Origin of the sequence: Caballeronia grimmiae (assembly GCF_022879615.1) — a bacterium.
GTDB classification, from domain to species: Bacteria; Pseudomonadota; Gammaproteobacteria; order Burkholderiales; family Burkholderiaceae; genus Caballeronia; species Caballeronia grimmiae.
On record NZ_CP084271.1, the window covers coordinates 1,617,592 to 1,632,201 of the forward strand.

16 protein-coding genes are annotated in these 14,610 nt (G+C 64.4%); 2 read left to right on the forward strand and 14 right to left on the reverse strand.

Going from position 1 to position 14,610, the window contains the following annotated elements:
* Positions 1 to 12: 12 nt before the first annotated feature.
* From LDZ21_RS07710 to guaB, 10 genes are all read right to left on the reverse strand, one after another.
* Positions 13 to 750, reverse strand: a complete 738-nt coding sequence (locus tag LDZ21_RS07710) for an ABC transporter ATP-binding protein (protein WP_244792493.1) — start codon at positions 748 to 750, stop codon at positions 13 to 15.
* Positions 747 to 1,604 (reverse strand): ABC transporter ATP-binding protein, encoded by an 858-nt coding sequence (locus tag LDZ21_RS07715; RefSeq protein ID WP_404980518.1) that lies wholly within the window; start codon positions 1,602 to 1,604, stop codon positions 747 to 749. Before LDZ21_RS07715 ends, LDZ21_RS07710 begins: the two co-directional genes overlap by 4 nt.
* A gap of 1 nt (position 1,605) precedes the next feature.
* Positions 1,606 to 2,544, reverse strand: a complete 939-nt coding sequence (gene nikC / locus LDZ21_RS07720; protein ID WP_244792497.1) for a nickel transporter permease — start codon at positions 2,542 to 2,544, stop codon at positions 1,606 to 1,608.
* An 18-nt stretch (positions 2,545 to 2,562) separates the two neighbouring features.
* Positions 2,563 to 3,639 carry an ABC transporter permease gene (locus LDZ21_RS07725; RefSeq protein ID WP_244792499.1) on the reverse strand — a complete coding sequence of 359 codons (1,077 nt, stop codon included), beginning with the start codon at positions 3,637 to 3,639 and terminating at the stop codon, positions 2,563 to 2,565.
* Positions 3,636 to 5,207, reverse strand: coding sequence for an ABC transporter substrate-binding protein (locus LDZ21_RS07730; protein WP_244794797.1), 1,572 nt, complete (start codon positions 5,205 to 5,207; stop codon positions 3,636 to 3,638). Before LDZ21_RS07730 ends, LDZ21_RS07725 begins: the two co-directional genes overlap by 4 nt.
* Before the next feature lie 47 nt (positions 5,208 to 5,254).
* Positions 5,255 to 5,818: a D-alanyl-D-alanine dipeptidase gene (gene ddpX, locus LDZ21_RS07735; RefSeq protein WP_244792501.1), complete on the reverse strand. Its 564-nt coding sequence runs from the start codon at positions 5,816 to 5,818 to the stop codon at positions 5,255 to 5,257.
* Between the two features lie 118 nt (positions 5,819 to 5,936).
* On the reverse strand, positions 5,937 to 6,488 hold the full coding sequence (thpR, locus tag LDZ21_RS07740; protein WP_244792503.1) for an RNA 2',3'-cyclic phosphodiesterase: 552 nt from the start codon (positions 6,486 to 6,488) through the stop codon (positions 5,937 to 5,939).
* A 34-nt stretch (positions 6,489 to 6,522) separates the two neighbouring features.
* The gene (guaA, locus tag LDZ21_RS07745; RefSeq protein ID WP_244792505.1) at positions 6,523 to 8,106 is read right to left on the reverse strand and encodes a glutamine-hydrolyzing GMP synthase; all 1,584 of its coding nucleotides are present in this window, start codon (positions 8,104 to 8,106) and stop codon (positions 6,523 to 6,525) included.
* Positions 8,107 to 8,285: 179 nt separating this feature from the next.
* Positions 8,286 to 9,116, reverse strand: a complete 831-nt coding sequence (locus LDZ21_RS07750; protein ID WP_244792507.1) for a hypothetical protein — start codon at positions 9,114 to 9,116, stop codon at positions 8,286 to 8,288.
* Positions 9,117 to 9,167: 51 nt separating this feature from the next.
* The gene (guaB, locus tag LDZ21_RS07755) at positions 9,168 to 10,628 is read right to left on the reverse strand and encodes an IMP dehydrogenase (protein WP_035969465.1); all 1,461 of its coding nucleotides are present in this window, start codon (positions 10,626 to 10,628) and stop codon (positions 9,168 to 9,170) included.
* 198 nt (positions 10,629 to 10,826) lie between these two features.
* On the opposite strand from guaB, the gene LDZ21_RS07760 reads away from it, so the two are divergent.
* On the forward strand, positions 10,827 to 11,801 hold the full coding sequence (locus tag LDZ21_RS07760) for a DMT family transporter (RefSeq protein ID WP_244792509.1): 975 nt from the start codon (positions 10,827 to 10,829) through the stop codon (positions 11,799 to 11,801).
* A 12-nt stretch (positions 11,802 to 11,813) separates the two neighbouring features.
* Here the strand turns inward: LDZ21_RS07760 and LDZ21_RS07765 are convergent, their stop codons facing one another.
* Positions 11,814 to 12,143, reverse strand: coding sequence for an RnfH family protein (locus LDZ21_RS07765; protein ID WP_244792511.1), 330 nt, complete (start codon positions 12,141 to 12,143; stop codon positions 11,814 to 11,816).
* The gene (locus tag LDZ21_RS07770; RefSeq protein WP_035969473.1) at positions 12,140 to 12,577 is read right to left on the reverse strand and encodes a type II toxin-antitoxin system RatA family toxin; all 438 of its coding nucleotides are present in this window, start codon (positions 12,575 to 12,577) and stop codon (positions 12,140 to 12,142) included. The genes LDZ21_RS07765 and LDZ21_RS07770 overlap by 4 nt, the downstream gene beginning before the upstream one ends.
* Before the next feature lie 119 nt (positions 12,578 to 12,696).
* Between LDZ21_RS07770 and smpB the strand changes: the two genes are divergently transcribed.
* A complete protein-coding gene (gene smpB / locus LDZ21_RS07775) occupies positions 12,697 to 13,146 on the forward strand; it encodes an SsrA-binding protein SmpB (protein ID WP_035969475.1) in 450 nt (149 codons plus the stop codon).
* Positions 13,147 to 13,192: 46 nt separating this feature from the next.
* Here the strand turns inward: smpB and LDZ21_RS07780 are convergent, their stop codons facing one another.
* Entirely contained in the window at positions 13,193 to 14,119 is a 927-nt protein-coding gene (locus LDZ21_RS07780; RefSeq protein ID WP_244792513.1) for an SPFH domain-containing protein, read from the reverse strand.
* A 37-nt stretch (positions 14,120 to 14,156) separates the two neighbouring features.
* On the reverse strand, positions 14,157 to 14,585 hold the full coding sequence (locus LDZ21_RS07785; RefSeq protein WP_244792515.1) for an NfeD family protein: 429 nt from the start codon (positions 14,583 to 14,585) through the stop codon (positions 14,157 to 14,159).
* Positions 14,586 to 14,610: the final 25 nt, after the last annotated feature.

Below are 14,610 nucleotides of genomic sequence, written 5' to 3' on the forward strand. Positions count from 1 at the left end.
CTGGAAGTTGCTCTAGCCGCGCTGATAGCCTTCGGTTGCCTGCAGGAGCCGGCGCGTGTACTCGCGCTTCACGTCACGCGCCCTCACCGCTTCGATGCCGGCCTGCTCGACGACCTCCCCGTTGCGCATCACCGCGACGCGCTGGCATAGAAAACCGACGACCGCGAGGTTGTGGCTCACCACGATCATCGTGAGCTTGCGATCGTCGCGAAGACGCCGCAGCAGGTTGAGGATTTCAGCCTGCACGGACACATCGAGCGCGGAAGTCGGCTCGTCGAGCAACAAGACGCGCGGCTCGACGATCAGCGCACGCGCAATCGACACGCGCTGCCGCTGCCCGCCCGACAGTTGATGCGGATACCGGAAGCGATAGGCCGGCCCCAGTCCGACTTCGGCGAGCGCATCGATGATGCGCGCGTCCTGCTCGCCGATGCCGTTGATCGCGAGCGGCTCGCGCAGCGTCCTGTCGACCGTAAAGCGCGGATGCAGCGAACCATACGGGTCCTGAAACACCATCTGCACGTCGCGCACTGGACGGCGCCGCGCGTCTTCACCGTCGATGCGCATCACTCCGCCCGCCAGCGGTACGAGACCGGCGAGCGCGCGCAGTAGCGTCGACTTTCCGCTGCCCGATTCACCGACAAGCGCGAATACTTCGCCATCCTGAACTTGCAGCGATACGTCGCGCACCGCATCGACGTGACCAGTCTTGGTCTTGAAACGGATATGCGCGCGGTCGATGTCGATCATCGCGTGGTGTCCGTGAGCCACGCCGGATCACGCCGCAAGGTCGGCAATTCGGCGGGCGGATTCGTGAGCGGCGGATTGGCCGCGAGCAGCCCGCGCGTGTACGGATGACGCGCGTTCGCGAGATCCCGCGCGGCGCACGTTTCGACGACGCGGCCGCCGTACATCACCGCGACGCGATCGCAGAAGGACATCACGAGCGGCAGATCATGGCTGATGAACACGAGCCCTGTGTGATGGCGCTCGATCATCTCGTCGAGCACGGCGAGCACTTGCATCGACACGAGCACATCGAGTGCGCTCGTCGGCTCGTCCGCGATCAGGAGGCGCGGGCCGGCGCTGACCATCATCGCGATCATCACGCGCTGGCCCATGCCGCCGGAAAGTTCGTGCGGATACGCGTCGGCCACGCGCTCCGGGTCGCGGATATGCACGGCCGCAAGCAAGTCGACGATGCGAGCGCGCATCGCCCGCCTGCCGAGCCGCTCGCCCTGCCGCACGATGGTCTCGCGCATCTGCTGCGCGACGGTCATCACCGGATTGAGCGAGTACTTCGGGTCTTGCAGGATCATGCTCATCTGCGTGCCGCACAGGCGTCTGCGCTGCCTGGGCGTCATCGCGAGGAGATCGTGGCCGTCGAAGCGCAACGCCTTCGCGGACCATCGCGCTTCGGGCGGCAGGAGGCCGAGCAGCGCGCGCCCGGTGAGCGACTTTCCCGAGCCGGATTCCCCGACGATGCCGAGCCGCTCGCCGCGACGCAGCGTCAGCGAGACACCGCGCACGGCCGGCGTGAGCGCGCCGTTGTGACCCGCGAAAGCCACTTCAAGTCCGTCGATTTCAACGAGCGGCGTGTCCATGTCAGTTTCCATGACGCGGATCGAACACATCGCGCAGACCGTCGCCGAGCAGATTGAACGCGAGGCTGACCGCGAGAATCGCGAGACCGGGGATCGTCGCGACCCACCAGGCATCGAGCAGCACGTTGCGGCCCGAGGCCACCATATAACCCCACTCGGGGCTCGGCGGCTGCGCGCCCAGTCCGAGAAAGCCCAGTCCCGCGACGGCGAGGATGATGCCCGCCATGTCGAGCGTCGCGCGCACGATCACCGACGACGAACACAGCGGCACGATATACCGCAGCAGAATCCGTGTATGCGATGCACCCGCGAGCCGTGCGGCGTGGATGAAGTCCGCGCCCGCGAGACGCAGCGATTCGGCGCGGGCGAGCCGCGCGTAAGGCGGCCACGCGGTGATCGAGATCGCGATGACCGCGTTCAGCACGCCCGGCCCCAGCGCCGCCGCGAACGCAAGCGCGAGCACGATCTTCGGGAACGCGAGCGCGACATCGGTCAGGCGCATGAGCACGGTATCGACGAAACCGCCGCAGTAGCCCGCGACCGTGCCGATCAACAGCCCCACGGGCACCACCAGCACGACGACCAGCATCGCGATGCACAGCGTGAGCCGCGCGCCGTGCACGAGCCTCGACAGGATGTCGCGGCCAAGCTGATCCGTGCCGAGCCAGTGCGCGGCGTTCGGCGGCGTGAGACGTTCTGCCAGCACCTGACGCAACGGGTCTTGCGTGACCAGCAGCGGCCCGAACGCCGCCGCCGCGACGAGCAGCAGCAGAATCAGAAGCCCGAGCATACTCAGCGGATTCGACGAAAACCGCCGCCACCGGCGATACGCGCGGCCAAGCGCCGCCTGCCGCGGCGACGCGGGGGTATCGGTCAGAAGCCAAGCGCGCCATCGCATCGGCGACGGCTTCATCGGCGTGCGGCCGGCTGGCGTGTGCATGCGACAACGTCCTCCATGTCAGCGGGCGCGGGAATCGCGGGGATCGAATACGCGGTAGAGCGCATCGGTCAAAAGGTTCAGCGCGATGAACGTCGCGCCGATCACGAGCGTGCTGCCGAGCACGGCGTTCATGTCGCCGTTGAGCAGCGCGCCCGTCAGATACGAACCGATGCCCGGCCACGAGAACACGATCTCCGTCAGCACCGATCCCTCCAGCAGATAGCTATAAGCGAGCGCGATCACGGTCAGCAACGGAACCGCGATGTTGCCGAACGCATGACGCCAGATCACGCGGCGCTCCGGCAGGCCTTTCGCGCGCGCGGTCGTCACGTATTCCTGGCTCAGTTGCTCGAGCATGAACGAGCGCGTCATGCGCGACAGATAAGCGATCGAATAGAACGCGAGCACGCCCGCCGGCAGCGCAATATGCGAGAACGCGTTGGCGAACACGTCCCACTCGCGGGCGATCAGCGCATCGATCAGGAGGCTGCCGGTGTGGGTATCGACCATGCCGTCGTAGAGCGGATCGATACGGCCCGGCCCCGACACCCAGTGCAGCCGCGCGTAGAACAGCAAGAGCCCCATCAGCGCGAGCCAGAACACCGGCACGGAACTGCCCGCGAGGCCGATCACCCGCGCCACGTGATCGACGATGCGGTTATGCCGCACCGCTGCGATCACGCCGAGCGGCACGCCGGCCATCACGCCGATGAACGTCGACAGCGTCGCGAGCTCGAGCGTCGCCGGAAACACGCGGCGGATATCGTCGATGACGGGATTCGCCGTCAGAAGCGACACGCCGAGATTGCCATGCAGCACGTCGCGGACGTAGATCAGAAATTGCTCGTTGAGCGGCTTGTCGAGGCCGAGTTGCACGCGCGCCGCCGCATACGCCGCCGCGGACGCGCGATCGCCGAGAATCGCGAGCACCGGATCGATCGGAATCTTGCGGCCGATAAAGAACGTGATGGCGAGCAAGCCCGTGAACGTGACGGCGAGCATCGCGATCCAGCGTGCGAGGACAAGCGCCAGGCGCAAGCCGCCGCGCTGCGCGCTCGCGGCTCTCAGGCGATCGGCGAACCCGGTCGCGCTCACTGCTTCTTGAGATTGCGATACGACACGAGATCGTTGATCGGGCCGACCTCGAGCCCGGTCACGCCCGGCCGCGCCGCCACCTGCGACACTTTCTGGAACATGATGACGAACGGTGACTTCGCGAGCATCTCGCGCTGCATCTTTTCATAGAGCTGGGCGCGCTTGGCCGTCGAGCTTTCCGCGAGCGCCGCGTTGGTTTCCTTCGTGAGATCGGGAATATTCCACGCGTTTCGCCATGCGAGCATCTTGTAGCTCGACGCATCCGAGTTGTCCGGATTCCACGCGAAGCCCTGCGCATTGCTGTGCGGATCGATGTAATCCGCCGACCATTCGCCGATGTAAATGTCGTGCGCCCGCGCGCGATAGCGGCCGAGCGTCTGCTTGTTGTCGCTCGGCACGAGCTGAACCTTGATGTTGCCGAGCGCGAGATTCGCCTGCACCGCCTGCGCGATTTCGCTATACGGATAGTCGTTGCGCACGTCCATCTTCACGGTGAAGCCATCGGCAAGACCGGCTTTCGCGAGCAGCGCCTTCGCCTTCGCCACGTCCTGGTGATACGGATTTTCGTTGAGCGCGCCGAGAAAGCCTTCGGGCAGGAACGTCTCGTGGACCTTGTAGGTCGTGCGGATCACGTTCTTCTGAATGCCCTGATAATCGATGAGCCACTTCATCGCTTCCCAGACTTCGGGCTTCGCGAGATTCGGGTTCTTGTTGTTGAGACCGAGATACATCAGCGTCGCTTGCGGCACGGCCGTCGCCTTGATGACGCCGTTTTTCGAGAGCGTGTCGAGATCGTCGGGGCTGAGGTCGCGGGCCACGTCGATATCGCCGTTCTGGATCATCAGGCGCTGGCTCGCGGCTTCGGTCACGTGGCGCAACACGATGCGCTTCATCGCGAGCGGCAGACGATAACCCTCGAAGCGTTGCAGCACGATGCTGTCGTTCGCGGTCCACTTGACGAGCTTGTACGCGCCCGATCCGGCCTCGTTGGTCTTGAGCCATTCGTTGCCGTAGTCGTTGCCCTTCTGATGCGACTCCACCAGCTTGCGATCCACCACCGACGCCGGCCACGCGCCGAGCACGTTGAGCACGAAGGTCGGGGCGTAGCGCTGGTCGGTGGTGATCGAGACGGTCGTGTCGTCGATTTTCTTCACGTTCTGCAGCGCGTTGGCCTTCGTGATGCCGATGCCCGCGAGCACCGCCGCCGCGCCCTTGTCGAGCAGCGCGGTACGCTGGACGGACCACGCGACGTCGTCGGCGGTGAGCGCATTGCCCGAGTGGAACTTGAGACCCGAGCGCAGCTTGAAGGTGAACGTGAGGCCATCGGGGCTGACGGTCCACGACTGCGCGACATCGCCGTTGAATTTCGACGGGTCCTTCAGATCGACACGCACCAGCCGGTCATACGTGTTCGCGACGTATTCCTCGGGCACGAGTTCGTAGACTTCGCCGGGATCGAGCGTGGTGAATTCGTCGAGCAGCGTCGCCATCACGAACATGTCTTTCGGCGTGGCGGCCTGAGTGGGGAGCGCGTGCGTGGCCGTCAGCGCCGCCGCGAGCGTAGCCATCGCCAGAATTTTTCGCGCGCCGTTTTTCATTTCGTCTCCTGTCGGGATTACATCAGCCGCAAGGGGCCGCTTGCTTCGTTGTCGATGAGCGGAAGTTCGCGCGAGCCCGGCAATTCGTAGTGCCACCACTCGCTGGCGATGTGCGTGAAGCCCGCGCCGTGCATCACGCCGAGCAGCAGCGTGCGATTGCGTTGCACGTAGATCGGCAAGCCGGCGTGGAAGTGGCCGGACTCGGGCACCATCGCATCGAAGCCGGTACCCATGTCGAGATCGTTGCCGTGTTCGTCGACGAGCGTCAGATCGACTGCCGTGCCGCGGCTATGGTTCGAGCCGCGGCCGAGTTCGGCGATGAAGTTGGGATCGGGCAGAAAGTCCCACAGCACTTTTTGCGCTTGCGGCGGGCGGTAGGCGTCGAAGATTTTCAGCGTCATGCCGAAGCTCCGCGCGATGCCGACGGCGCGGCGCAGCGCGGCTTCGGCGGGTTCGAGCAGCAGACAGTGCTGCACCTTGTAGATGGGCTTGCCGGTGAAATTGCGATCGGTCGCGTAGACAAGATCGATGTGAACGTAATGCGTTTCCGGGGTGACGTGCAGCAGACGGGCTCGAGTCATGTAATCGGAATCCTGGCGTTTTTCTTACGTCTTTGTCGCAGCGATCGATGCGGACAACGCTAACCATAACCCGGACGAAAAATCCGCGAAACAGTTTCCGGCGATTGTTTCGCGTTGGCTACGACGTGAGCGGCCAGCGCGCGAGGACTTCGTGCTGCGATCGCCCGAGCAGGCTGCGCACGAGCGCGAACTCGCGCACGGTCCATTCGATAGGCTCGATGCTTCGCCGCGCGATGCGATGCTCGTCGTAGAGCAAGGTCACGTGCGGGATGAACTGCGGATGCGATTTGACGAAGATGCCGGCGGTTTGCAGCACTTTATCGAGCGTATCGACGAAGGCGGAGCAAGCTTCGTTCGCGTCGCCAGCGATGACGAGCGGACGTTTCGGGCGGCGGGAAGCGAAGGTTTCGATGCGGTCGAGCTGGAGGTCGAAGGCGGGGGTCTCGATGGATGACGCCGCAACTCGCGCCTGTTCGATGACGTCGGCAGGAAGGCCCGCGAACGCGCCGAGGTAATGCAGCGTGATGTGCAGGCGATGAGCGGGGATCGGCGGCGTCCGCAGCTTGTGTTCGACGCGGATGCGCGCCGCCTCGTCGCGGATGCGCAAGGCGGCGGCTTCGTCGGGGTAGATGGCGAGGAAGAGCGAGTCGGTGAGATGGGAGAGGCTCATGTCACGGACTCGCGTTCAACTTTGGGCTACGCCCTCACTCCCACTCGATTGTCGCCGGCGGCTTCCCCGAAATGTCATAAACGACGCGATTCACGCCCCGCACCTCATTGATGATCCGATTGCTCACATTCCCGAGCAATTCGTGCGGCAGATGCGCCCAATGCGCCGTCATGAAGTCCAGCGTCTGCACCGCGCGCAGCGCGACGACGTACTCATAAGTCCGCCCGTCGCCCATCACGCCGACGCTCTTCACCGGCAGGAACACCGCAAAGGCCTGGCTCGTCAGGTCGTACCACGACTTGCCCGTCTCCGGATCGATGGTATTGCGCAGCGTCTCGATGAAAATCGCATCCGCACGACGGAGCAGGTCCGCGAACTCGCGCTTCACTTCGCCGAGAATGCGCACGCCGAGACCCGGGCCGGGGAACGGATGGCGATACACCATCGCCGGCGGCAGTCCGAGCTTCACGCCCAGTTCGCGCACTTCGTCCTTGAAAAGCTCACGCAGCGGTTCGAGCAGCTTCAGATTGAGCGTCTCGGGCAAGCCACCGACGTTGTGATGACTCTTGATCGTATGCGCGCCCTTCTTGCCCTTGCCCGCCGATTCGATCACGTCCGGATAGATCGTGCCCTGCGCGAGCCACTTCGCATCGGTCAGCTTCTCGGACTCCGCATGGAACACTTCGACGAACTCCGCGCCGATGATCTTGCGCTTCGCTTCCGGATCGGTGACGCCGGCGAGCTTGTGCAGGAACGCTTCGCTGGCATCGACGTGAATGACCTTCACGCCCAGGTGATCCGCAAACGTCGACATCACCTGTTCGGCTTCGTTCTGGCGCAACAGGCCGTGATCCACGAACACGCACGTCAGTTGATCCCCGATCGCGCGATGCAGCAGCGCCGCCGCCACCGACGAATCCACGCCGCCCGACAAACCGAGAATCACGTGCTCATTGCCGACTTGCGCGCGAATCTTCTCTACCGCTTCATCGATGTAATGGCCCATCTCCCAGTCGGCCCGCGCACCGCACAGTTCGAGCACGAAGCGGTCGAGCATCGCGCGGCCCTGCACGGTATGCGTGACTTCCGGATGCCATTGCACGCCGTAGAAGCGGCGATCGTCGTCGGCCATCGCGGCAATCGGGCATGCGGGCGTCGACGCCATCAGCTTGAACCCGGCTGGCAGGTCCGCGACCTTATCGCCGTGGCTCATCCAGACCTTGAGCATCGCCTCGCCTTCGGCGCTCTTGAAGTCTTCGATGCCTTCCAGAAAGCCCGTGTGGTTCAGCGCCTGCACTTCCGCATAGCCGAATTCGCGCACCTTGCCGAGTTCGACCTTGCCGCCGAGCTGGTCGGCCATCGTCTGCATGCCGTAGCAGATGCCGAGCACCGGCACGCCGAGGTCGAAGACGATCTGCGGCGCACGCGGCGACTTCGCCTCGGTGACCGAGTTCGGCCCGCCCGACAGGATGATGCCCTTCGGCGCGAACTCGCGGATGAAGGTTTCGTCGACGTCGTACGGATGAATCTCCGAGTAGACATGCGACTCGCGGATGCGCCGGGCGATCAGCTGGGTGACTTGAGAGCCGAAATCGAGAATCAGGATTTTGTCGTGCATGGCTGCGGGCAAAGGCTAAGTGAACGAATGAGGTGTGTGCCGACGAGCCGTGCGTTCGCGCGGCTCGTCGCCAATAAATCGACGGCCGGCGCGAAGGCCGACCGTACTTGTGTTTCCTGCTTGCGCGCGTCGATTCGACGGCCTGGCCGTCCGCGCCGCGAGTCTGTGCGTGCGCGCGTTCAGTGCGGTGCTCCGCTCGCCGGATCGGGAACCACGCGCCCCGTCAGCGGATCTACGCGCCGGCCCGTGGCCGGATCGATTTCCCCGCTGATGACCGGATCGATGCGCTTTCCCGTGACCGGATCGATTTCGCGGCCCGTCTGCGGATCGAGCGTGCGGCCCGTCACCGGATCGACCATGCCGGCTTCGGTTCGCATGCGCGTGGCCGAAGCTGGCGCGGCGGCATCCACAGGACGGCCCGCCGGATCGACCGTGCGGCCGGTGATCGGATCGATTGCGGTGACGTCGGGAGCCCGCGCCATCGGACGAGCCGCGGTATCCGGCGGCGTCGGGACGCTGACGACAGGTGGGCGCGTTGCATCGCGCGTTTGCGCGGCCTTCTTCTCCGCGCGTTCCGCCGATGCCGCGCCGACCGCCGCCGCACGTTCGCGCCGCCGCACCGCCGACGCCAGCCGCACACTGCCGAGCCCCAACACGACGAGCACGATACCGATGAGCGCCGCGCTCACCTGGCCGAACCCGTCGACCTGGGGCGTACGCAGTCCGAGCAGCCAGACCAGCGCGATGACGCCCGAGAGCCACTCCACATGGCCCGACGCCTTCGCGGCCGCCGCGGTCAACGCGCCGTCGATCGCCGCGTGCAGCGACAGCCACGCGAACCCGATCAGCGCGACGCCCAGCAACTGCCCGGCGAACGCGGGTTCGACGCGCATCGCGCCGAGTTGCAGCGCATCGAAAAGACCGGCCCAGGGCGTCAGCAGGAACAGCACGCCGAATACCACGAAAATCAGGGCATTGACGACCAGCACGGCGCGCAGCAACGGTTTCATGATGGGTCCACCAGGGTTATCGACGCACTCACCGACGAATGAGACTGCGCATTAATCGACGTGATAATTCGGCGCTTCCTTCGTGATCTGCACGTCATGCACGTGCGATTCACGCATGCCAGCCGCCGTGATCTGCACGAACTCCGCCTTCTCGTGCAATTCCGCGATGGTGCGGCAGCCGCAATAACCCATGCTCGCGCGCACGCCGCCGACGACCTGGAACAGGATGGCGTTCACCGAGCCCTTGTAGGCCACGCGGCCTTCGATGCCTTCCGGCACGAGCTTGTCGATGTTCGCCGAGTTGTCCTGGAAGTAGCGGTCCGCCGCGCCGTCCTTCATCGCGCCGACCGAGCCCATGCCGCGATACGCCTTGTACTGGCGGCCCTGGAACAGGAACACGTCGCCCGGCGATTCTTCGGTGCCTGCGAGCATGCTGCCCATCATCACGACGTTCGCGCCTGCCGCGAGCGCCTTCGAGACGTCGCCCGAGAAGCGCACGCCGCCATCCGCGATGACCGGCACGCCGCTGCCGCGCAGGGCTTCCGACACGTTCGCGATGGCCGTGATTTGCGGCACGCCCACGCCCGCGACGATTCGGGTCGTGCAGATGGAGCCCGGCCCAATGCCGACCTTCACCGCATCCGCGCCGTATTCGACGAGGGCCTTGGCTGCCGCCGCCGTCGCGATGTTGCCGCCGATGACCTGCACGCGCGGATAGTTCTGCTTCACCCAGCGCACGCGCTCGAGCACGCCCTGGCTGTGACCGTGCGCGGTATCAACCACGATGACATCGACGCCCGCCTGCGCGAGCAGATCGACGCGCTCTTCGTTGTCCGGACCCACGCCCACGGCCGCGCCGACACGCAGCTTGCCGTCTTCGTCCTTGCACGCGTCCGGGTTTTCGGTCTGCTTGGTGATGTCCTTCACCGTCATCAGGCCGCGCAGCTCGAATGCGTCGTTGACCACGAGCACGCGCTCGAGGCGATGGCTATGCATCAGCGCCTTGGCTTCGGCGAGCGACGTGCCTTCCTTGACCGTCACGAGACGCTCGCGCGGCGTCATGATGTTGCGCACCGGCTCGTCCAGCCGCTCTTCGAAACGCAGGTCGCGGTTCGTGACGATGCCGATGAGTTGCGCGCCCTCCACCACTGGGAAGCCGGAGATGCCATGCTGCTGCGTCAGCGCGATCACGTCGCGCACGCGCATTTGCGGCGGCACGGTGATCGGATCGCGGACGACGCCGGATTCGAAACGCTTGACCTTCGCGACTTCGCGCGCCTGTTCTTTCGCTGTGAGATTCTTGTGGACGATGCCAATGCCGCCCATCTGCGCCATTGCGATGGCGAGCCGGCCTTCGGTGACCGTGTCCATGGCTGCGGACACGAGGGGCATATTCAGGGAAATGTTGCGAGTCAGCTGGGATTTCAGGCTGGTGTCGCGCGGGAGAACGCTGGAGAACGCGGGCACGAGGAGCACGTCATCGAACGTGAGTGCTTTCTGGATCAGACGCATGGCAAATCCTATGGGCGCAAAAGCAGATTATACCGATAGTTCCCCGGGTTTTCACTGTCTGGACAGCAGCTTACGTGATTCCCCTGCAAAGATCGGGCCTCGATGCGGCGGCGCCGCGGTGCAGCTTTCGACAAGACGCCGCGCCGGGGGTGCGTGCTAACCTGCGCCGTCGATTGGATCAAGGCAGGGAGTCGGGTAATGCAGCGCGGTGTGATGTACGGAATGCTGGCAGGGGCCATCTGGGGTTTCATTTTTCTCGCGCCGCGCCTGTTGCCGGACTTTTCACCGCTGACGCTGAGCGTCGGGCGCTACCTGATGTACGGCGCGGTGTCGCTCGCCGTTGCGCTGCCGTTCGCGCGGCGGCTGCTCGCCAAGCTAACGCGGGCCGATCTCATCGCGCTCGTCAAGCTCGCGCTCGTCGGCAACCTGCTCTACTACATGCTGCTCGCGAGCGCGGTGCAACTCGTGGGCGTGGCGCCGTCGTCGCTGATCGTCGGGATTTTGCCGGTGACGGTTACGCTCGCCGGACGGCGCGACCACGGCGCGATCGAACTGAAGCGCCTCGTCGCACCGCTTGCGCTGGTGGTTACGGGCATCGCGTGCATCAACCTCGACGTCTTCAGCGACGTGATTCTCCATCACACCGACGCGCCCGCCACGAGCGTGCTGACGCGCATCGCCGGGCTCGCGTGCGCGGTCGGCGCGCTGGCGTCGTGGACGTGGTACGCGGTCGTCAACGCGCGCTATCTGCAGGCAAATTATCACTTCGACGGCAACGAATGGTCCGTGCTGTGGGGCATCGTGACGGGCCTGCTCGGGGCGATGCTCGGCGCGGTCATGTGGATGCTGCCCGCGGGCACGGTTCAGGCGAGCGTGCCGGATGCGCGCTGGCATGTGTTCTGGATCGTATGCTTCGCGCTCGCGACGGGGGGTTCGTGGCTCGGCAACATGCTGTGGAACGCGGCAGCGAAACGCCTGCCGCTGACGCTGTCCGGCCAGATGATCGTGTTCGAAACGCTGTTCGCGCTGCTCTACGCTTTTATCTACGACGGCCGGTGGCCGCGTGTGCCGGAGTTGCTGGCTATCGTGCTGCTGGTCGCGGGCGTGAGCTGGTCGGTTCGGCAGCATAGCGTCGAGCCGGCTGCCGCGCCGAAGGAAGCGCCGGCGCATTGAAGCGGCGGTCGATCAGCGCGAATCCTTCGACTGCCACTTCCGGCCTTCGATCGATCCCGACTTGCGCGCCTTGTCGACGCGGCGCTGGCGCGCGGTTTTCGGATCGACCTTGAGCGGCCGATAAATCTCCACGCGATCCAGATCCGCGAGCGTGGCGTCCAGCGGCTTGAGCTTGCCGAACACGCCGACCTTCTGCGTCGCCAGATCGATCTCCGGGTGTTGCTTCAGCACGCCGCTCGCCTCGATCGCCTCGCGCAGCGTCGCGCCGTCGCCGATATCGACGTGCGCGTAGAAGCTGTCGCCACCGGGCAAGCCGTAGCAAACATCGATACGCAGGTTCATTTCTTGCCGTAGCGCTGGTCCGCGCGCTTGACGAAGGAGTCCACGAAGGTGTTCGCGATATGACTGAACACCGGCCCGATGAGCTTCTCGAGAATCAGGTTCGAGAACTCGTAGTGCAGCGCGAATTCGATCTTGCATGCGTCCGCGCGCAACGGCGTGAAGCGCCAGTAGCCCGTGAACTTCTTGAAAGGGCCGCTAAGGAACTCCATATCAATGTGCGTCGGGCGTTTCTGCACATTGCGCGTTGCGAAGTGCTGCTTGATGCCCTTGAAGCTGATGTCGATCTTTGCCTCCATGCCGTTCTCGTCCTGGCGTCCGATCTCGACGCCGCCGCACCACGGCAGGAAGTTCGGATAGTCGGCGACATCGGTGACGAGGTCGAACATTTCTTCCGCCGAATGACGGATCAACACGGTTTTCTGGACGTCGGCCATAAGGGCGCAGCGGGTGGCTTGTTGGGGTGGCGGCGAATGCGGCCCGCGAAGACGGCTTCGTCTGTCAGGCGGCGCGCTGCTAAAATCGTGATTTTAAACGAGTTGGGCACTTTCCATTCATGAGCATCATTGACAACAGAAAAGCGTTCTTCGATTACTTCATCGAAGAACGCTACGAGGCCGGTCTCGTGCTCGAAGGCTGGGAAGTCAAGGCGCTGCGCGCGGGCCGCGGGCAGATCAAGGAAGGCTATGTCGTCATCAAGAACGGCGAACTGTTCCTGATCGGCACGCACATCAGCCCGCTGCCCGAAGCTTCGAAGTTTGCGAATCTCGATCCGGTGCGCACCCGCAAGCTGCTGCTGCATCGAGAGCAGATCGACAAGCTCATCGGCAAGGTCGAGCAGCGCGGTCACACGCTCGTGCCGCTCAACTTCCATTACAAGGAAGGCCGCGTGAAATGCGAGATCGGTCTGGCCAAGGGCAAGAAGCTGCACGACAAGCGGGAAACCGAAAAGAAACGCGACTGGGAACGCGAACGCGCCCGTCTGATGCGGACGGCAGCGCGGTAATACAAGTCGGGGCGCTGTCGAGCGCCCCGATTGCTTTTAGGCTCCTTCAGCTCTTTCGAATAACGCTGCCGCCCTCGCCCTTCACGATCGCCAGCGCCGACGCGATCATCGAACTCATGTCCGACATGTTGCCGGGCACGATCAACGTGTTGCCCGTCTTCGCGATGTTCGCGAAAGCCCCGACATACTGCTCCGCCACCTTGAGATTCACAGCCTCCATGCCGCCCGCCGTCTGAATCGCCGCGCCGATCTTCTCGATGGCCTGCGCGTTCGCTTCGGCGACCGCAAGAATGGCCGACGCTTCGCCCTGCGCCTGATTGATCGCCGCCTGACGCTCGCCCTCGGACTTCTGGATCGCGGCTTCGCGCGCACCCGACGCCAGATTGATCTGCTCCTGCTTGCGCCCTTCCGATGCCGCTATCAGCGCGCGCTTCTCGCGCTCGGCGGTAATCTGCGCCTGCATCGCGTGGAGAATCTCCTTCGGCGGCGTCAGGTCCTTGATCTCGTAGCGCAGCACCTTCACGCCCCAGTTCGACGCGGCTTCATCGAGCGCATTCACGATGCTGTGATTGATGTACTCGCGTTCCTCGAAGGTCTTGTCCAGTTCGAGCTTGCCGATGACCGAGCGCAGCGTCGTTTGCGAAAGCTGCGTAATGGCGATCACGAAGTTGGACGATCCATACGACGCCTTCATCGGATCGGTGACCTGAAAGTACAGCACGCCATCCACCTGAAGCTGCGTGTTGTCGCGCGTGATGCAGACCTGACTCGGCACGTCGAGCGGAATCTCCTTGAGAATGTGCTTGTACGCGATGCGATCGACGAACGGCAGCACGATATTGAGACCCGGCGTGAGCGTCGCGTGATAGCGGCCCAGCCGCTCGAGCACCCAGGCGTGCTGCTGTGGAACGATCTTGACCGTGTTTACAATGATCACGATGGCGATCACCAGCAGGATGGCAGCTAAAATCATGGTGTGGCTCCTTCAATTCTTGTCGATAAAACGGTGTTCATCGCTTGGCCGCGACGACGAGCCGGCTGCCCTCCAGCGCCGTGATGCAGTACAAGCGAGCGCCTTCAGACTCGCCCGGCGCCAGTTCGACGTCCCACTCCGCCCCGCGATACATCGCCCGGGCGCGGCGGTCATGCCATTGCGCGACTTCCACTGTCGCGCCGATGTCGAGGTTGACGGCTGTATCGCGTGAAGCGTCGCGCCGCTTCCAGCTTCCGAAGCGCGAACGCCGCAGCAGGACGACCGCCACCAGCGCCACGAGCGCCGCGACGCCCAGCTGCACGTGCAACGCAAGCCCCACGGCGAACGCGATGCCGCCCGCCAGCAGCCCCAGCGCGATCATCAGCAGATAGAACGTGCCGGTGAACAACTCCGTGACGATCAGCACGCCCGCCGCGATCCACCAGATCAGTCCATTCAACGCCATGCCAGTCTCCAAACGAAAACACCCC

Excerpts from the sequence above, each read along its gene's own strand:
- LDZ21_RS07760 (WP_244792509.1), top strand. The coding sequence starts at position 10,827 with ATGCAGCGCGGTGTGATGTACGGAATGCTGGCAGGGGCCATCTGGGGT.
- guaB (WP_035969465.1), bottom strand. The coding sequence starts at position 10,628 with ATGCGTCTGATCCAGAAAGCACTCACGTTCGATGACGTGCTCCTCGTG.
- smpB (WP_035969475.1), top strand. The coding sequence starts at position 12,697 with ATGAGCATCATTGACAACAGAAAAGCGTTCTTCGATTACTTCATCGAA.
- LDZ21_RS07715 (WP_404980518.1), bottom strand. The coding sequence starts at position 1,604 with ATGGACACGCCGCTCGTTGAAATCGACGGACTTGAAGTGGCTTTCGCG.
- LDZ21_RS07765 (WP_244792511.1), bottom strand. The coding sequence starts at position 12,143 with ATGAACCTGCGTATCGATGTTTGCTACGGCTTGCCCGGTGGCGACAGC.
- LDZ21_RS07750 (WP_244792507.1), bottom strand. The coding sequence starts at position 9,116 with ATGAAACCGTTGCTGCGCGCCGTGCTGGTCGTCAATGCCCTGATTTTC.
- LDZ21_RS07785 (WP_244792515.1), bottom strand. The coding sequence starts at position 14,585 with ATGGCGTTGAATGGACTGATCTGGTGGATCGCGGCGGGCGTGCTGATC.
- LDZ21_RS07780 (WP_244792513.1), bottom strand. The coding sequence starts at position 14,119 with ATGATTTTAGCTGCCATCCTGCTGGTGATCGCCATCGTGATCATTGTA.
- LDZ21_RS07710 (WP_244792493.1), bottom strand. The coding sequence starts at position 750 with ATGATCGACATCGACCGCGCGCATATCCGTTTCAAGACCAAGACTGGT.
- LDZ21_RS07730 (WP_244794797.1), bottom strand. The coding sequence starts at position 5,207 with ATGGCTACGCTCGCGGCGGCGCTGACGGCCACGCACGCGCTCCCCACT.
- thpR (WP_244792503.1), bottom strand. The coding sequence starts at position 6,488 with ATGAGCCTCTCCCATCTCACCGACTCGCTCTTCCTCGCCATCTACCCC.
- ddpX (WP_244792501.1), bottom strand. The coding sequence starts at position 5,818 with ATGACTCGAGCCCGTCTGCTGCACGTCACCCCGGAAACGCATTACGTT.
- guaA (WP_244792505.1), bottom strand. The coding sequence starts at position 8,106 with ATGCACGACAAAATCCTGATTCTCGATTTCGGCTCTCAAGTCACCCAG.
- nikC (WP_244792497.1), bottom strand. The coding sequence starts at position 2,544 with ATGCACACGCCAGCCGGCCGCACGCCGATGAAGCCGTCGCCGATGCGA.
- LDZ21_RS07770 (WP_035969473.1), bottom strand. The coding sequence starts at position 12,577 with ATGGCCGACGTCCAGAAAACCGTGTTGATCCGTCATTCGGCGGAAGAA.